General features: G+C 40.8%; 16 protein-coding genes and 1 other annotated feature. Of the genes, 11 read left to right on the top strand and 5 right to left on the bottom strand.

Annotated elements, in window-relative coordinates; translation table 11 throughout:
- The first annotated feature begins 174 nt into the window (after window positions 1-174).
- Both WMZ97_RS10175 and WMZ97_RS10170 read left to right on the top strand, forming a co-directional pair.
- The gene (locus WMZ97_RS10175; protein WP_343272044.1) at window positions 175-684 is read left to right on the top strand and encodes a TetR/AcrR family transcriptional regulator; all 510 of its coding nucleotides are present in this window, start codon (window positions 175-177) and stop codon (window positions 682-684) included.
- 385 nt (window positions 685-1,069) lie between these two features.
- The gene (locus tag WMZ97_RS10170) at window positions 1,070-2,023 is read left to right on the top strand and encodes an SDR family oxidoreductase (protein ID WP_343271973.1); all 954 of its coding nucleotides are present in this window, start codon (window positions 1,070-1,072) and stop codon (window positions 2,021-2,023) included.
- Window positions 2,024-2,306: 283 nt separating this feature from the next.
- Here WMZ97_RS10170 and ehuA read toward each other — a convergent pair whose 3' ends face one another.
- The 4 genes from ehuA to ehuB all read right to left on the bottom strand — a co-directional run bounded on the left by ehuA (window position 2,307) and on the right by ehuB (window position 5,460).
- On the bottom strand, window positions 2,307-3,077 hold the full coding sequence (ehuA, locus tag WMZ97_RS10165; protein ID WP_343271972.1) for an ectoine/hydroxyectoine ABC transporter ATP-binding protein EhuA: 771 nt from the start codon (window positions 3,075-3,077) through the stop codon (window positions 2,307-2,309).
- A complete protein-coding gene (ehuD, locus tag WMZ97_RS10160; protein WP_343271971.1) occupies window positions 3,078-3,800 on the bottom strand; it encodes an ectoine/hydroxyectoine ABC transporter permease subunit EhuD in 723 nt (240 codons plus the stop codon).
- Window positions 3,797-4,459: an ectoine/hydroxyectoine ABC transporter permease subunit EhuC gene (gene ehuC, locus WMZ97_RS10155; RefSeq protein ID WP_343272043.1), complete on the bottom strand. Its 663-nt coding sequence runs from the start codon at window positions 4,457-4,459 to the stop codon at window positions 3,797-3,799. The genes ehuD and ehuC overlap by 4 nt, the downstream gene beginning before the upstream one ends.
- A 113-nt stretch (window positions 4,460-4,572) precedes the next feature.
- Entirely contained in the window at window positions 4,573-5,460 is an 888-nt protein-coding gene (gene ehuB, locus WMZ97_RS10150) for an ectoine/hydroxyectoine ABC transporter substrate-binding protein EhuB (RefSeq protein WP_343271970.1), read from the bottom strand.
- Window positions 5,461-5,960: 500 nt separating this feature from the next.
- On the opposite strand from ehuB, the gene WMZ97_RS10145 reads away from it, so the two are divergent.
- The 6 genes from WMZ97_RS10145 (at window position 5,961) to serA (ending at window position 12,361) form a co-directional block, all read left to right on the top strand.
- Window positions 5,961-6,875 (top strand): ketopantoate reductase family protein, encoded by a 915-nt coding sequence (locus WMZ97_RS10145; RefSeq protein WP_343271969.1) that lies wholly within the window; start codon window positions 5,961-5,963, stop codon window positions 6,873-6,875.
- A 263-nt stretch (window positions 6,876-7,138) separates the two neighbouring features.
- Complete coding sequence (gene ytzI / locus WMZ97_RS10140) at window positions 7,139-7,288, top strand: YtzI protein (protein WP_343271968.1); 150 nt, start codon at window positions 7,139-7,141, stop codon at window positions 7,286-7,288.
- 108 nt (window positions 7,289-7,396) lie between these two features.
- The gene (gene thiD, locus WMZ97_RS10135) at window positions 7,397-8,221 is read left to right on the top strand and encodes a bifunctional hydroxymethylpyrimidine kinase/phosphomethylpyrimidine kinase (RefSeq protein WP_343271967.1); all 825 of its coding nucleotides are present in this window, start codon (window positions 7,397-7,399) and stop codon (window positions 8,219-8,221) included.
- A 15-nt stretch (window positions 8,222-8,236) separates the two neighbouring features.
- Window positions 8,237-8,788: a cysteine hydrolase family protein gene (locus tag WMZ97_RS10130; protein ID WP_343271966.1), complete on the top strand. Its 552-nt coding sequence runs from the start codon at window positions 8,237-8,239 to the stop codon at window positions 8,786-8,788.
- 165 nt (window positions 8,789-8,953) lie between these two features.
- Window positions 8,954-9,339, top strand: a binding site (T-box leader).
- Window positions 9,340-9,615: 276 nt separating this feature from the next.
- Window positions 9,616-10,785: a pyridoxal-phosphate-dependent aminotransferase family protein gene (locus WMZ97_RS10125; RefSeq protein WP_343271965.1), complete on the top strand. Its 1,170-nt coding sequence runs from the start codon at window positions 9,616-9,618 to the stop codon at window positions 10,783-10,785.
- Window positions 10,775-12,361, top strand: coding sequence for a phosphoglycerate dehydrogenase (gene serA, locus WMZ97_RS10120; RefSeq protein WP_343271964.1), 1,587 nt, complete (start codon window positions 10,775-10,777; stop codon window positions 12,359-12,361). Before WMZ97_RS10125 ends, serA begins: the two co-directional genes overlap by 11 nt.
- Before the next feature lie 587 nt (window positions 12,362-12,948).
- On the opposite strand, the gene WMZ97_RS10115 is transcribed toward serA, so the two are convergent.
- Window positions 12,949-13,506 (bottom strand): DUF5626 family protein, encoded by a 558-nt coding sequence (locus WMZ97_RS10115; RefSeq protein ID WP_343271963.1) that lies wholly within the window; start codon window positions 13,504-13,506, stop codon window positions 12,949-12,951.
- Window positions 13,507-14,553: 1,047 nt separating this feature from the next.
- Between WMZ97_RS10115 and WMZ97_RS10110 the strand changes: the two genes are divergently transcribed.
- From WMZ97_RS10110 to WMZ97_RS10100, 3 genes are all read left to right on the top strand, one after another.
- Window positions 14,554-14,871: a PadR family transcriptional regulator gene (locus WMZ97_RS10110; protein WP_343271962.1), complete on the top strand. Its 318-nt coding sequence runs from the start codon at window positions 14,554-14,556 to the stop codon at window positions 14,869-14,871.
- Entirely contained in the window at window positions 14,858-15,427 is a 570-nt protein-coding gene (locus WMZ97_RS10105; protein WP_343271961.1) for a DUF2812 domain-containing protein, read from the top strand. Before WMZ97_RS10110 ends, WMZ97_RS10105 begins: the two co-directional genes overlap by 14 nt.
- Before the next feature lie 288 nt (window positions 15,428-15,715).
- Window positions 15,716-16,246, top strand: a complete 531-nt coding sequence (locus tag WMZ97_RS10100) for a GrpB family protein (RefSeq protein WP_343271960.1) — start codon at window positions 15,716-15,718, stop codon at window positions 16,244-16,246.
- Window positions 16,247-16,451 lie beyond the last annotated feature (205 nt).

The raw sequence follows: 16,451 nt of genomic DNA, 5'->3' as shown, positions 1-16,451 counted from the left end.
TGTAAATCGCATATGCGAACAGTGAGATTAATCCTATTAAAGAGTGAAGCAAAAACACTTACTTTAAGCTTATCCGAAAAACTTGCGTCACTGCATTTGCATAAGGTGTTTAAATTTGTTATATTGTTTTTAGTGATTGATCAATCACTAAAAACATAGGAATGGGTGCTTGGTATGGGTAGACCAAAAAAGGAAAATCGTAAGGAAGATATTCTTGAGGCGGGATTAGAAGTATTTGCAAAAAAGGGCTATTATAATACAACTACCGCACACATCGCCGAAGAAGCAGGCATATCACAACCTTATGTCTTTAAATTCTTTAAAACGAAAGAGGAGCTGTTTATCGCAGTTTTAGATCGTGCGTTTGATAGGATCATTCAAACGTTTAAAAATGTCGAGTCGAATTCAGAACAACTCGTTGTCAATATGATTGAAGCTTATGAAGAATTGTCTGTATCCTATCCTAATGAAATTTCCTTGCAGGTGATAGGAATTTCAGTAACAGAAAAATCCATACAGGAGACCACGAAAAAGGGATTATCCCGCATAAGAAGCTACACTTTGGAAAGGTTTAAATCAGCAGGGATAGAAAATGCTGAAAGGGAAGTAACTACCTTTTTGGCAAGAGGAATATTATGTAATATTTCATATTTCCTAGATTTCCCTGTACTTATTGATGATTAATAAAGGAGCTGGGAAGGAAACTACGTATGAAATCTATTTCTGTAGCGGGTTATATGTAGTTCGTTTTTGTACCAGTCTTCATCTTTGAACATTAGTTATTGATTAATCAATAACTAATGTTCAAAGTAAAAAAGTGAAATGGAACGGATTTGATCTACTTTCTATCACGACCATCCCCATTTGTATGATAAGTTGGTGGGATTGATGTATGAATCAATTAATGAAAAGAAGTGCCCCCTTTTTTGCGAATGCAACGCATTATTATGGCTATAAGGAGGGTGCTGGGATTACGTATCGAGCATATTTTAAAACATAACTGGATGAAATATTAATCTCTAATATTTATTGATCAATCAATTACTAAATAAAGAAAGGTGATAAAAACATGAAAACGGCGATTGTATTAGGAGCAACCGGGGGGACGGGGCAAGCTATTGTTTCAGAATTACTGGACAGAGGAATAGAAGTTATTGCCTTCGGACGCTCCCGAAATAAGTTGAAAGCATTGGTAAAAGCACACAATTGTAATCCAAGACTGTCATATAAGCTTGGTGATATATTTGATTCCCAAACGATTGTGGAGGCAGCAAAAGAGGCGGAGATTATATTTCAATGCGCAAATGTTAACTATCAAGAGATGGAAGAAAAACTTCTTTTGCTTGGTGAAAGTGTAATGAAAGCAGCAGAAACACTAGGAAAGAGAATTGTTATTGTAGATGGCATTTACGTATATGGATATCAGACTACGAAGGGGGATGAAAACCACCCACGAAAGCCACACACGAAAAAAGGTAAAATAAGAGTGGAATTTGAGCAATTGATATTCAGCAAAAGATGGAAAAGGGCAAAAGCATTAATTGTCAGATTGCCGGATTATTATGGGCCCACTTCACAAAATTCTTATTTGCAACCTACACTAGAAGGAATGGCCAGCAATAAAATTTCTGTTTTTATCGGGAATTTGAAAACATCTCGTGAATATGTCTATTTACCTGATGCAGCTAAGATGATTGTGAATATTGCAGAAAAAGAAGATTCCTATGAAGAAAACTGGAATATACCAGGGGCAGGATTGATTTCGGGTAAGGAAATTATCCAGGTAGCTCGTCAAATAACCGGAAACCAAAAGATTGTTATCCCGTTAACTAAAAATATAATTCGTTTTATTGGATTGTTTGATCCGTTTATGCCAGAAATTGTTGAGATTATGTACCTTACCAAAGAAGGATTTATTTTGAGTGGGGAAAAGTATGAAAAACGAATCGGCCCCATCCCAGCAACATCTTTTAGAAAAGGCCTTGAAGAAACATTAAGATGTATGATGCGTAATAAAAAGTAGCGTTTGGATAGCAAACCTGGATATGTTATTGATTAGTTTAATGGGACGCGTTTGTGGCACAAAACGTATTCCCTTTATTTATTCTAAAATGGTTTTTGGGTGATACCTTTTGATCAACCTTTATATATACCGGCCTTTAGGTGCTGGCGGGATGCGGCTTTCAGGTATAAGCAGAATAGAGCCTGAATTTTAATGCTTTATTTCCCGTCAAGAAAAAGACTGTAAACAGCATGAAAATGATTGCTGTTCACAGTCTTTTTATGGATATAACAACGATACATCTTTAATGCCTAAACCGGTGTAAAAAGCTTTGCAGGCGCTCATTTGTTGTGTTTTCTAACACTTCCATCGGCGGGCCTTGTTCCGCAATGACTCCATTATCCAGGAAGAGAATTCGATCTGCAACATCTCTGGCAAATTCCATTTCATGGGTAACGAGTACCATTGCCATTTTTCCTTCTTTCGCGATATCACGGATCACTTCAAGCACTTCACCAACTAATTCTGGATCAAGTGCTGATGTTACCTCATCAAACAGCATAATCTTAGGACGCATTACCAGTGCCCGAGCCATTGCTACACGTTGCTTTTGGCCGCCGGAAAGCTGGCTTGGATAGTTGTCCAGCTTATCCCCCAAACCAACTTTTTCAAGCATCTCAATAGAGCGTTGTTTAGCCGATTCTTTATTTTCCTTTTGAACATGAATGGGTGCGGTCATACAGTTTTGTAAAATGGTCATATGTGGAAAAAGGTTAAAATGCTGAAACACCATCCCGATGTCGCCGCGAACTTCCCGCAAATGCTTTTCATTGGCAGGCACAAGCTTATCACCTTTTTCCATATGCCACAGGTTTTTCCCATCGACAATGATATCACCGGACGAAGGTTCCTCCAGGGTCATGAGCATTCGAATAATAGTGGTTTTACCAGATCCACTTGGCCCGATAACGGCAACTTTTTCCGCTGGTTTTATATCGAGGTCAATTCCTTGCAACACTTTTACATCACCAAATGATTTATGCACATCTTTATACATCACAATCGGTTCCGTCATTTAAGAAACAGCTCCTTTGTTTTCCTGGATTTTGGCAGTTACTGCTTTTTTATCAAAACGCCGGTTCATTTTCTTCTCTAATTTATTGATCAGAATGGCGGATGGGTAGCTTAATACTAAGAACAGAATGGCGACAATCGTGATCGGCTCCAGGTACTTCCAATGTTCAGAACCGAATTCATTCGCCATGAACAAGATCCCTGATACACCAACCGTCGATGCCAATGGAACCTCTTTGAACATGATAATCAAATAGTTTCCCAGCATCGGGATTGTTGGTGGAATTGCTTGGGGGAGGATGATTTTTGTCCACTTTTTTCGTGTAGAAAAATTCAATGCCCGGGATGCTTCCCACTGTCCAGTTTCCACACTATCAATCCCGGATCGATAGACTTCACCAATATACGTACTGTAATGAATTCCTAAGCCAAGTACGGCACTGGTAAAAGGATCCAATGTTACACCAACCACCGGAACCATCGGCCAAGCATAATAGAGAAAGAACAGCTGAACCAGTGGGGGTGTGGAACGAATAAATTCCATGATCCATAATAATATCCAGCGAATGACTTTTATCGGCAGTCGTTTAACGAATGTCCAAAAGAACCCAAAGATTAATGCAAACAAATAACAGGCAACGGTCAGACCCAATGTGATCCCTAGACCTTGTAGTACGGTTGGAAATGCATTGAAAAATATTTCCCAGCTCCAAGAGTTGTTCATTGACTAGCCACTCCTTTCTTCGATATACCTTCCATTTTCTTCGTCAGCCAAATGAATGGAAGCGCAAGAATGAAGTAAAAGACCAATACAAGTAAATAGACAGTTGGTGCTTGGGACAGATTAGCACTTCGCAGCATATCACCATGATAGAGAATGTCCTGCATGCCAATTAAAGAAACAAGCGATGTTGATTTTAACATGAGAATAAGGTAGTTCCCGAATTCGGGCAGCATCATTCGAACCGCTTGTGGGAAAATGATCAGTCGCATACGTTGAAAGGACGACATATTTAACGCTGTAGCAGCTTCTGTCTGTCCTTTGGCAACCGATTCGATGGAACCACGGACGATTTCGGACAAATAAGCTCCATAGTTTAAGGAGATTGCCAGAACCCCAGCCCAGTAGTTACTCCCGATATCAATGTTAAAGAGCATTGGTAGGGCATAGTAAAACCAAAATAATTGCACGATTAATGAAGTTCCGCGAAAGATTTCTACATAAAAACCAGTAAACTTCCGTATAAAAATATTATTAGAAAGGCGGCAAAAGCCAGCAATAAAAGCGATTAAATATCCTAATACAATGGAGGCGATAAGTACAGTGACCGTTACTTGGACACCTTTTAATAGGACGGGAAAAACATCAGCTATCGCTTGAATAGTAATCACTCCTTTTTTCTGATATTAAAAATAGGACCAAACTCCCTAGGTGAGGGAGTCTGACCCTATGGAGCCGTTACGTTATGAATTCTATAAAACTCGATCAATTTTGTTTAGTAATTTTCACCATTACAAACGCTTTCGGCCGTAATATCATCTGGAACACTGTTTGTCTCACCGTTAAATCCATTTGCTTCCAAAAGTTCGGCGACTTTTCCGCTTTCCTTTAATTCGGCCAGTTTTTCATTATATGCCTCACGTAATTCATCATTATCCTTACTAAATGCAGCTGCTCCATAACTTGGAACACCTTCAATGTCCTCCGGTTGTTCGAAGTCCTCCACGAATTCCAGCTTATCACTGTCGGAAGATTCGAGGGCCATTTTAATCGTCATTTCGGTGCCTGTTGTAGCATCGGCACGTCCCGATTCTACTGCTGAAAACGTTGCCGGGATATCTGGAGCACTTTGAACCTGGCCTTTGTCAACGCCTTCTTTTTCAACAAAACCGTTTTCCGTTGCTCCGGACATGATCGACACTGTTGCATCTTTCTCTGCTAAGTCCTTATAGCTGTGCAGATCAAGAGGGTTGCCTTTTTGTACGATAAGTCCTTCGCCATACATCATTTCCGGCTCACCAAAAGCGGCATTTTCGCAACGCTCTGGAGTGATCGCCATTCCTGCTGTGATAACATCAAACTTTCCAGCATTCAACCCAGGAATTAATTTGCTAAAGTCGGCTAACTGTCCATCTACATTGTCGACACCAAGTTCTTTAAAAACGGCTGTCGCAATGTCTACTGCTGCCCCTTTTAATTCACCGTTATCATCTTGATAGGCGTATGGCTTTTCGTTGGCAAAGCCAACAGTTACGGTGCCTTTGTCTTTTAATTTATCGAGTGAGCTCGCACCATCGTCCTCTCCGCTTGCATCGTCTGATCCGCAAGCAGCCAGCATAACTAGCGTGAAGCAAAATACAGACATGAGTAAGATTTTCTTCATATTTTTAAATGACCTCCCCTTATATTTTCAAATATGAATTGGCCACGGTTATGTGTCCATTCCATGATTCGATAATGGTTGTACATCACATCCAAGCAGTGATTCTTTGATATAACGAATTGAATTGGATATTTCTGATTAGTTGTCAGATAGTCACTCATACGATCGAACTACCGGGAGATTGGGTGAAATATACTATTTTTACAGGGAAAAATTGAAATAAAGTTGGATTTTAGCGGACATAATTTAATAGTATAGATATTAAGCATGTTTCACAAACGCAGCATTTTTTGATAATTCGGATTTAAATGGCGTATAGCATCGTAATCATAATTAAGCTGTCTTATACAAAAATATGCACGGGTTTATGACAACATGCTTGTATATCCTCAATAATTATGAAAATAGATATGTTTCGTTTGTTAAGAAATATATATGGACAAAATATCGGTAAACAAGTACGATAGCAGGGAATACATGTTACGGATGGAGGGGTTCAAATGGATATTGTTGTTATTGGTGCTGGTGCATTAGGCGCCTATTTTGGAAGTCGTTTGTCAGAAGGCGGTGCAAATGTCACATTTTTGGTTCGGGAAAAACGGGCAAAACAAATTGAACAGAACATGATAAAGGTAAAAAGTACACAAGGGGATTACACGATAGCGAAACCACAGTTTGCAACGGATGCGTCAGAAATTGAGAAAGTGGGTCTTGTGCTTATTGCTGTAAAGGGATACCATTTACCAGGTACTTTAGCTGACCTGAAGATTTTGGTTGACAAAGGTGCCTATGTGTTACCAGTTTTAAACGGAATCGAGCATATCAGCTACCTGCAAGACCAATTAGGCGAAGATAAAGTGATTGGCGGGCTTTCCTCCATTATTGCAACGTTGGATGAAAATGGTCATGTGGTGCATTCAAGTGATTTTCACGACTTTGTTTTTGGTCCGCTTGAGGCAGTCCAGAGTCCTGTTTGCAAACAGCTGGAAGAGCTTTGTCGGCATGCCAATATGAATGGATATCAAAGCAAGAATATATTCATTGACCTTTGGAAGAAGTATACCTTTATCAATGCTTTTTCCGGAATTACGACTGCTGCCAATTTACCGATTGGAGAAATTCGCCAGCATGATAGTACATTTTTGATAGCGGAAATGATCATGCAGGAAATGCGGACACTTGCGAAAGCTTATCAAACAGAAATCCCGGATGATTATATAGAAATGACAAAAGCCCAATTACAGCATTTACCCGAGGAAGCAACGTCCTCGATGCATCAAGACCGTCGGAAAGGATTAACGTTAGAAGTTGATCATTTGCATGGTGGGGCTCTGCGTTTGGCAAAAGCAGTTGGTGTTGATATGCCTTATACGGAAACGGTTTATGGACTAATCAAGCCATTTGAAAATGCCTAGGGTATCCGGTTATTATCAATTGATAAAATAAAACTTCATTCAGTGGGGTTTCCCCTTTCTCTCCAACTGAATAGAGGAACAAAGGCTAAGTTCACAACATCTGAGTTGCAACGCCTTTGTGACCTGCGTCCTGCAGACCTAAACAGAATCGGACCTTTACGGGCAGTTAACCCTCCACTTATCTTTTTTAGTTGCACCTCAAAATCTTGAAGTGGGGGTCTTACTGCCCGTCAAGGCGGGATAAATAAGGAGAAGATAAAAAGATGCTAGGTTATACGATCGTTGGAATACTTATTATATTAATTGTTCTTCTGCTGACATTGGTGTCTATTTCCAAGGGATATGCGTATAAACACACGATAGATCCCATGCCACAAGAGAAGGAAGCGTCAGACCAAACAAAAAGTGGATAATTTTGATGGAAGCTAGCATGCACGTTTCAACGAATGAGACCGCATGCTATTTTTTTTAGGCTCATTTGGTTTATAATAGTATGAAAAAAGAGAAAGGGGCACGTATGTATGAGAAAGCCACCTCGTGTGTTAACGATAGCGGGATCAGCAGCTGGAGGAAGTGCTGGTATTCAGGCAGATTTAAAAACGTTTCAGGAACTTGATGTATATGGGATGAGTGTGATTACCGCAATTGTAGCCCGGCACTCAACAACAAATAAAAACGTCCATCCGCAAACAATGGAGGCAATCGAAGCGCAATATGCTACGGCAGTTGATCAGGTTGGGCTGGATGCGTTAAAAACGGGAATGCTTTTTTCTAAAGAAGTTATTGTGCGAACGAGTGAAATGATCAAACGTGCTGCTGCCGATTGCAATGTGATCGATCCGGTAATGGTTGGTAAGCTAGATTCAAAATTGTTGGAGGATGATGCGATTGAGGCGATGAAGGCAGAGCTTTTTTCGCTGGCGACAATTATTACGCCGAATATGCCGGAAGCGTCTTTTTTGCTTGATGACCGAAAACTTTCGAATGTGGATGATTTAAAGCAGGCAGCCGTTGATTTACATGAGCTGGGGCCAACGTATGTGTTAGTTAAAGGTGGAAGACTAGAGGGCCCAGCAGTCGATGTTTTATATGATGGCGAGCAGTTTACTACATTTACAGCACCACGAATCAAGACAGTGAATACAAGTGGTGCCGGATGCTCGTATTCGGCTGCGATTACCGCAGAACTGGCTAAGGGAAAAGGAATGGTGGAAGCGGTAAGGATCGCGAAGGAATTTGTGACGACTGCCATTGAATATGGCTTTACGTATACGGAGAAGGTTGGTCCTACCTATCATGCAGCATTACGGATGAATGGAGCAGCACACCAAATAATTGTTGAATAATGGAGGGTGTTAACAATGGGAAAACGTGCGTTACTTAATATTGATTACACATATGATTTTGTAGCAACCGATGGAAAACTTACGTGTGGTGAACCGGGACAGGCGATTGAGGATCGAGTTGTTGCATTGACAAAGGAGTTCATTGCAGCAGGTGATTATGTTGTCTTTGCGATTGATGCCCACGAGGAAGGCGACTATTATCACCCGGAAGCGACATTATTTCCACCACATAATATTAATGGTACAGGTGGGCGTGCGCTTTATGGTGCATTGGAGTCGGTTTACGATGCCCATAAGGGTGAAAAAAATGTCTATTATTTTGACAAAACCCGCTACAGCGCATTTGCCGGAACCGATTTGGATATCAAATTGCGCGAGCGTGGCATTGACGAGGTGCACCTGGTTGGGGTATGTACGGATATTTGTATTTTGCATACAGCCATGGATGCGTATAACAAAGGCTATAAAATAGTCGTTCATCAGGATGCGGTTGCCAGCTTCAACCAAGCAGGACATGATTTTGCCTTATCCCATTTTGTCCATACGCTAGGGGCTACGGTTATTTGATGTATGGGAAAAGTCTTGAATTTTTTTTGGAATTATCAATTAGCGCAAACAATGAGGGGAAGCGTTTTCAAAAAATAAGCCGATTCTAAATTGTCAAAAAAGCTGTTGACATTATGTATAAATTTGCTATGATAAGAAAAATTAGATTTTCATTAATTGAAATTGCCAAATATAGTGATGAAGACAGGTGCATTAGTCGAAAATTCTAAAGAGAGCTGGTGGATGGTGGGAACCAGTGGATTTGCTAATGGACAGCACTTCGGAATAGATGGATTGAAATTATTTATGTGTTCAAAAGGAGGATAAAAAGGGCCAAGAAGTTCGAGACAGCGCAGTTTTGAGCAGCGGAATGTATGCAGTTAGATACATGAGCAGCGGAGAAACAAGCTAACGAAGAAATTCGAAGGCCATTTTTACCGGACTTTTTGAACATCCTCTAAGAGTAGATCCGTTCGGCACGTGCCCGTTATGCATGATAACCAATGAAGGCTGGGTGGTATTTCCCAGCGAACAAGGGTGGTACCGCGTGAAGATAACCTTTCGCCCCTTAGTACTTAAGGGGTGGAAGGTTTTTTAGTGGTGAAGAAAGTATAAAAATCACGACACTATTCTGTTGTATGTACCAGAGTAGGACCCGTCCGGCTCCAGCGCCCAGCAACTAGCAAACTTCACACTTCTCCACTACGATAAGTCAACATCGGTTCGCTTCCAGCTCACCGTGTTTCCTTTATCTCATTGCAAAGTGCTCCAGTTTGTACGTTGCTAACCGGGCGCCTACGCCTTTGTTCTATTTTTTTACGTTTTGAAAATGAGAGGAGATAGTTATAATGCTGCAAGATAATTGTTTACTTCGCATACCTGGTCCAACTCCAATACCACCAAGTGTGCAGCGTGCGATGCAGAGACCGATGATTGGCCACCGAGGACAGGAAACAAAAGAGTTGTTACAACAGATTAAACCAAAATTAAAGCCAGTTTTTGGAACAGAGGAAGACGTCATGATAATCACTGGCAGTGGTACATCTGGGCTGGAAACAGCGGTTGTCAATGTTGCTAGTGCAGAAGATGAGGTGCTTATAGTTGTAACAGGATCGTTTGGAGATCGATTTGCTAAGATTTGTGAAGCCTATCAATTACATGTGTATCGGCTTGAGGTGACATGGGGAGAAGCAGCGGATCCGGATCAAGTGAAGGATTTCCTACAACAGCATCCAACGGTTAAGGCTGTGTTTATGACCTATTGTGAAACATCTACCGGAGTATTAAATCCGATTCAAGCGATTAGTCATGCCGTTCATGAAAGTTCGGATGCACTGGTGATTGTTGATGGAGTCTCCTGTGTTGGCGGCGTTGAGACAAAGATGGATGACTGGGGGGTGGATGTCCTGGTTACCGGGTCACAAAAAGCGATGATGCTGCCTGCTGGATTGACATTTGTTGCGGCCAGTAAGCGGGCATGGCAAACGATTGAAACAAACCAGCAACCAAGATTTTATCTGGACCTTCGTAAGTATCGTGACCAGCTGGCCAATGATGCAACTCCGTATACGCCCGGCTTATCACTGTTATTTGGCTTGGGTCAGGCATTAACGTTACTTCAAACGGAAGGATTGGGCCAAGTTTATCGCCGACATCAGACGATGATGGAAATGATGCGAGGTGCGCTTAGGCAGTTGGATATTCCGTTATTGACGAAAGATGAATGTGCCTCGCCAACCGTCACTGCATTCAGGCCAGTTGATGTTGAACCTGAGGCATTACGAAAACAAGTGAAAAAAGAATTCAGGTTGGAATTAGCGGGAGGGCAAAACCATCTTAAAGGGAAAATCATTCGCGTCGGTCATATGGGGTATTGTGCACCACAGGATGTGTTACAGGTTATTAGTTTATTAGAAATTGGGATGAAACGGCTTGGAAAGAATGTTACTTTGGGGCAAGGGGCAGCGGCAGCACAGGAAATCTATTTGCAACGGGAGGAAGAAAATCATGACATTTAATGTTTTAATTAGTGATCCGTTAAGTGAAGATGGAATTTTTCCATTACGAGAAGCGGACGATGTAGAAGTGGTCAAGGAAACCGATCTGACGAATGAATTGCTAAAGGAACGAATTGCTGATTTCGATGCGTTATTAGTCCGAAGCCAAACACAGGTAACGAGAGAATTAATCGAATCTGCACCCCATCTGAAAGTGATTGGCCGAGCTGGAGTTGGCGTTGATAACATTGATTTGGAGGCAGCAACGGAGAATGGTGTGATTGTCGTGAATGCACCGGATGGAAATACCAATTCAGCTGCTGAGCATACGATGGCCATGCTTACATCATTAGCACGGAAAATCCCGCAAGCCTTTTATGCTCTGAAACAAAATCGCTGGGATCGCAAAACATATGTCGGCGTTGAGCTGAAGGGAAAGACATTAGGCATCATCGGGTTAGGTCGAATTGGTGCTGAAGTGGCAGCGAGGGCAAAAGGACAGCGAATGCAGGTGATTGCCTATGATCCATTTTTAACCGAAGAAAAAGCGGATAATCTGGGTATTGGCTATGGCACCATTGGCGACGTATTGAAAGCTGCTGATTTTATCACGGTTCATACCCCATTATTAAAAGAAACCAAGCATATAATCAATAAGGAAGCATTCGCGCAAATGAAGGATGGCGTGCAGATTGTCAACTGTGCCCGTGGTGGAATTATTGATGAGGATGCCTTATATGATGCGATTGTAGAAAAGAAAGTGGCTGGGGCAGGATTGGATGTATTTGAAGAGGAACCGATCGATCACCATAAATTGTTGGAACTGCCGGAGGTGATCGCAACCCCGCATTTAGGTGCCAGTACCATTGAAGCGCAAAAAAATGTTGCCATCGATGTCAGCCATGATGTGGTTACTATTTTACGTGGGGGACAAGCACAGAATCCGGTGAATATGCCATCGGTTCCGCAAGAAGTGATGAAGAAAATAGAACCATATTTTTATTTATCGGAAAAACTGGGGGCGTTTCTTGCACATTTGGAAGAGGCGGTTGTGGAAGAAGTACACATTTATTATGCTGGTGAGCTTGCCGACATGGAGGTTGCCCCATTAACCAGAAACACGGTGAAGGGGCTGCTGAAACGCCACCTCGGTGATCATGTTAACAATGTAAATGCGGCGTACTTAGCTGAAAAGAAGGATATCACGATTCACGAACAAAAAACGTCAACAACGAAAGGTTTTACCAATTTATTAACGGTAGAAATCAAAACGAAATCAGGCACCCGCAAAGTGGCTGGAACGTTGCTGAATGGTCTTGGTGCACGTATTGTTAAAGTGGATAACTACAGCCTGGATCTTGTACCAGAGGGTCATATGGTCTTCATCCGGCATAAGGACCAGCCAGGTGCGATCGGACGGGTCGGCAGTCTACTGGCGAAAAACGATGTAAACATCGCCACGATGCAAGTGGGTCGTACGGAGGCTGGCGGAGATGCGATCATGCTGCTGATTATTGACAAACAATTACAGCAGGAAGAATTAGATCAGCTGAAGGAATTGAATGATATTTATCATGCGACGGAAGTGGATTTATGATGGAGCTGGTTTAAAGTAATCCAGGAAGACACGGGGACAGGTCGAAACCACTGAGTGAAAAAGGACCCTGCCCTGGAAAGTTGCGATTAAATTGTCTAGGTGCCTGATCATTGTGTGCCCGGCACGATCAACTTTCAGGCATACTCGATCAACTTTTTGCCCGGCACGATCAACTTTCAGGCTCACTCGATCAACTTTTTGTCCGACAAGATCAACTTTCGGGCTCACTCGATCACAGCAAGATCTACAGACAAATAGTCGTACTTCTTCAGTGGTCTCAGACAGGACCCGTGTCTCGCTTTTTCAAGAAGCGAGGGTGAAGAGAGTGCACCTGTTCTTCGCTTCCTTTCCTAGAATTTGGGAGTCGCCGTAAAAGTTTTTGTTTAGCCATGGGATAATCTTTGTTGAAAATAATTGATTTGGTTTCATTCAATTATCCAGATGGCATCGGATTTTTATCGATTCAAATGTATCTTCAACAAGGTAGCCGTAAATATGTCAACAGGGATAGCAACAGCGATATTGCTATCCCTGTGAAATTGTTCTCTGTTTAGGAACCGTACGAATGATACATTTCCTTTTTAAAATTACATCCTTGATGAAACTGTTATCTTATTACCCGATAATTTTGCCTTTAAATAGGCGTTTGCTCCACCCAAGCCACCTAACCAGGAAACATCCGCGGAATAGGTTGCTGTCTTATTACTTTTAGTTAATTTGACGTTAGACAAGCTGCCTAATAAAACGTGATAATTTCCATCATAAACTTTTGTGAATTTAGACTTAGAGGTATCTTTTGGTACGCTTACATTAACTTTGTAGCTCCATCCCATATATGGCGTATTTGCTGAAATTTTAAATCCTTTTGTTGTACCATATGGGAAAAGATGACCATGCCCTGGTGTTAACATAGGTGAAATTTTATTCGCTTTATTGGTTTCAACAACTTTATTTTCTTCATCAACAGAAATTGGTTCAATTTGTATTGTCACTTCTTCTCCATCTTCATTCTTGTAAGTAGATGTTTGAACGCCATTGTTTAATGCATCAAATTCTATTGTTTCCCCCCCTTCTAATTCGGCTGCACTTGCATTATGACTCCCAAAAAAAGAACACCGAAAATAACAACTAAAAACCCGAACCATTTCAAACCTCTCATATTACTCCCCGTACCTATTTTGTAATGTCTTACAGTTTACAAATCTATCATAAAATTTTAAAAGTGTAAGTGATCTTCATCATAATGAAACTATTTATTTCGAAAAAAATGAAATACCAAATAAATACCACCTACAAGTAAAGCAAGTACAATTATTAAAATTAAACCTGGAACACCCATTATAAATCACCCCTTCGAATATTCTCGATTTTGTTATTTTAATTATAATTTTTAAACCCTTCTATCTCTGTGAGGTTTATCACTTTCACCAATAACAGGAGGTTTTACCTAGGACAGGTCCCGTGTCTCTTTTATTCAAGAAGCAAGAGTAAACTTGTACGAAATTAGTTATGAAAATGGAGTCTGTTCTACGCTTCCTTTCCTAGAATTTGGATTCGCCGTAAAACTAGTTGAAATCGCTGATAAATCTCAGGAAAATGCCGTAAAGGTGTTAAAAACGCTTCTCATTCACCTCATTAAAATTCATATCCAATCTGTTCCAAAAACTCCGAAACAACTATGTACTCGATTCCCTCCCAGATATGTCGGCTGTCACTGTTCTTGGGAGGGAGTCGTTTGTATTCAGCGAGACAACGTATTGTGCCTCCGCATATTTTGCTGTTGACCAGATCATTTCCGGCCAACCCTTTTCCCATGGCGGTTTCGGATCAACGCAACTGTGAGTGCCCGTGAGGAGTGACATCATGTTCTTATAACGCCGCGAGCACTCCTTTTTTTCTATTTGGCCCGTTATGCCGGATCCAATTCCATGTCATCACACGATGAAGTTCAGCGATAATTGATGGGGCCAAATAGTGTATAAAGATTTTCAAAGGCAGAATTGATTAAGTGCTCTCGATTTTTGTTAGACACTAGGTCGGATGTGTCAATGACTGTGATCGGCCTTCTCATTTGCCTTCTGGTATCTCCCACAAAGTGCTACATATAAAAAATGCTGTTGACTATTCAGTTGAACTGTAGTATTTTATTATAAAGCCAGACTATATAGTTAAACTGAATAGAGGGTAAGCGTATGAAACATAAATTACTGCCATTGTCGGAAACCATGCATTATATTTTATTAGCCTTACGTGAGCCACTCCACGGCTATGCTGTAATGCAAAAGATAGAGAAAATGAGTAGTGGTACCGTTATTTTAGCGGCTGGTACATTATACGGTGCGATCGAAAATTTGAATAAGCATGGTTGGATCGAACCTGTTGGAAATTCAGGTCGGAGAAAAATTTATATGATAACTACAGAAGGAAGCGCCATTTTAAAAATGGAACAAGAAAGGCTATTGCATATTTTATCCTTATATGAAGGAAGTGGTTCAAATGAAGAAGTTTAAGGTATTCTTTGACATTGAAAAAGAAGAGCAATGGCTGAATGAGCAATTACAAAAAGGTTACCGTTGTACAACGATTAGCGGATTGGGAATATACACTTTTAAGAAAACTGACAAAAGATATGTGTTGCGACTGGATTATCAAGATTATTTGCCAAAGAAAAAATTCAAGGAATACAGAGCGATATATGAAGACTTTGGCTGGATTCCTATAGTAGGGTGCCAGCTGGGTGGAAGACAGTATTGGCAAAAAGAAGACGATGGTCAAAGTGAAATTTTTTCGGACCGCCAATCAACGCGTAATTATTATAAACGATTAATGGGTTATTCACTTTGTTTAGTAATGTTGTTTTTAGCTATTTCTTACACGCCATTTAAGGATTTAGGATCGTTATATCATGAAGGTCTCTGGAATATGAAAGGTTCATTATTTTGGAAAGCTCTTTTATTTGAAACGCCATTTGTCCTATTGAAGTTGTCTCCCGTACTTTTGGCTGTGTTTTTTGGGAGCCGTTTCTATAAATTTTATAGAAAGTATTTCAAGTTAAAAGAAAAGTAATGATGTAAGATCCAAAGAGGGAAGTTGAGGACAATGCCTTTATCACAATCGACATAAGGTGTGGTGGGCTAGTTGTTAAAAACAAGCTAATATAGGGGGATAATATGGTTTCTTAAAAACATAGTGTGATATATTAAAGTTAATTAGTGAAGATGATTGGATGGATGAAGCAATAGTATGGTATTTTTAAATGCTAACAAAAATGTTAATAAAGAGGAGGTAAGTTATTTATCATCAACGCCAGATAGCTCAAGTTCAGCTTCTAAAAATGATGAATATCTTCAGCAGGTGACAGTTGGAAAACGTAAAGCCCATAATGCTCCGATCACCCTTTTAGACTATGATACTGGGTGGCCAAAACTATTTGATCGAGAAGCTAAACGAATTCATTCCGTACTCGACAACAAGGCGTTGCAAGTGGAGCACGTTGGATCAACTTCCGTGCCAGGACTTTGTGCTAAGCCAATTATTGATATCCTGCTAGTTGTGGCAGACTCTTCTGATGAGGCGTCCTATGTTTCCTTATTGGAGGCAGCCGGATATATTTTACATATTCGGGAACCCGAGTGGTTTGAACATCGTCTGTTCAAGGGTCCGGATACAGACATTAATCTGCACGTATTCAGTGAAGGGGCATCTGAAGTCAATCGCATGTTGCTCTTCCGCGATTGGCTGCGGACTAACAATTCCGATCGGGACAACTACGCACGCTACAAAAGGAAATTAGCTCAACGTAAATGGCGGCACGTACAAGACTACGCAGACGCTAAAAATTCGATAGTCCAAGAAATTATGGAGCGGGCAAGTGCGCTCGAGTAGAATGAGTTATTGTGATTTGTTGGTTCTGTACGTGGTACTCCATAACTTGGATTGCTAAAACAAAAATTGTTCCGTAATCGGCCGTTTGGAAGAAGATGGAGAGTTATTATAGAATAGTAAGTTCCTTTAATGGGATAGCTTATTTAAAATAAGCTAGCAGGGAAGATTGGTTACCCCCGAAAGTAGGTTTTTCTACTCTAACTTT

The sequence above is a fragment of the Lentibacillus songyuanensis genome, assembly GCF_039548255.1.
GTDB classification, from domain to species: domain Bacteria; phylum Bacillota; class Bacilli; order Bacillales; family Amphibacillaceae; genus Lentibacillus_C; species Lentibacillus_C songyuanensis.
Note: the sequence above shows the minus strand (reverse complement) of the source record. Positions and strands in the feature narration are given on the sequence as shown.

Bases quoted from the DNA above. Each gene is read 5' to 3' on its own strand.
- WMZ97_RS10175 (WP_343272044.1), top strand. From the start codon at position 175: ATGGGTAGACCAAAAAAGGAAAATCGTAAGGAAGATATTCTTGAGGCG.
- WMZ97_RS10170 (WP_343271973.1), top strand. From the start codon at position 1,070: ATGAAAACGGCGATTGTATTAGGAGCAACCGGGGGGACGGGGCAAGCT.
- ehuA (WP_343271972.1), bottom strand. From the start codon at position 3,077: ATGACGGAACCGATTGTGATGTATAAAGATGTGCATAAATCATTTGGT.
- ehuD (WP_343271971.1), bottom strand. From the start codon at position 3,800: ATGAACAACTCTTGGAGCTGGGAAATATTTTTCAATGCATTTCCAACC.
- ehuB (WP_343271970.1), bottom strand. From the start codon at position 5,460: ATGAAGAAAATCTTACTCATGTCTGTATTTTGCTTCACGCTAGTTATG.
- WMZ97_RS10145 (WP_343271969.1), top strand. From the start codon at position 5,961: ATGGATATTGTTGTTATTGGTGCTGGTGCATTAGGCGCCTATTTTGGA.
- ytzI (WP_343271968.1), top strand. From the start codon at position 7,139: ATGCTAGGTTATACGATCGTTGGAATACTTATTATATTAATTGTTCTT.
- thiD (WP_343271967.1), top strand. From the start codon at position 7,397: ATGAGAAAGCCACCTCGTGTGTTAACGATAGCGGGATCAGCAGCTGGA.
- WMZ97_RS10130 (WP_343271966.1), top strand. From the start codon at position 8,237: ATGGGAAAACGTGCGTTACTTAATATTGATTACACATATGATTTTGTA.
- WMZ97_RS10125 (WP_343271965.1), top strand. From the start codon at position 9,616: ATGCTGCAAGATAATTGTTTACTTCGCATACCTGGTCCAACTCCAATA.
- serA (WP_343271964.1), top strand. From the start codon at position 10,775: ATGACATTTAATGTTTTAATTAGTGATCCGTTAAGTGAAGATGGAATT.
- WMZ97_RS10115 (WP_343271963.1), bottom strand. From the start codon at position 13,506: ATGGTTCGGGTTTTTAGTTGTTATTTTCGGTGTTCTTTTTTTGGGAGT.
- WMZ97_RS10110 (WP_343271962.1), top strand. From the start codon at position 14,554: ATGAAACATAAATTACTGCCATTGTCGGAAACCATGCATTATATTTTA.
- WMZ97_RS10105 (WP_343271961.1), top strand. From the start codon at position 14,858: ATGAAGAAGTTTAAGGTATTCTTTGACATTGAAAAAGAAGAGCAATGG.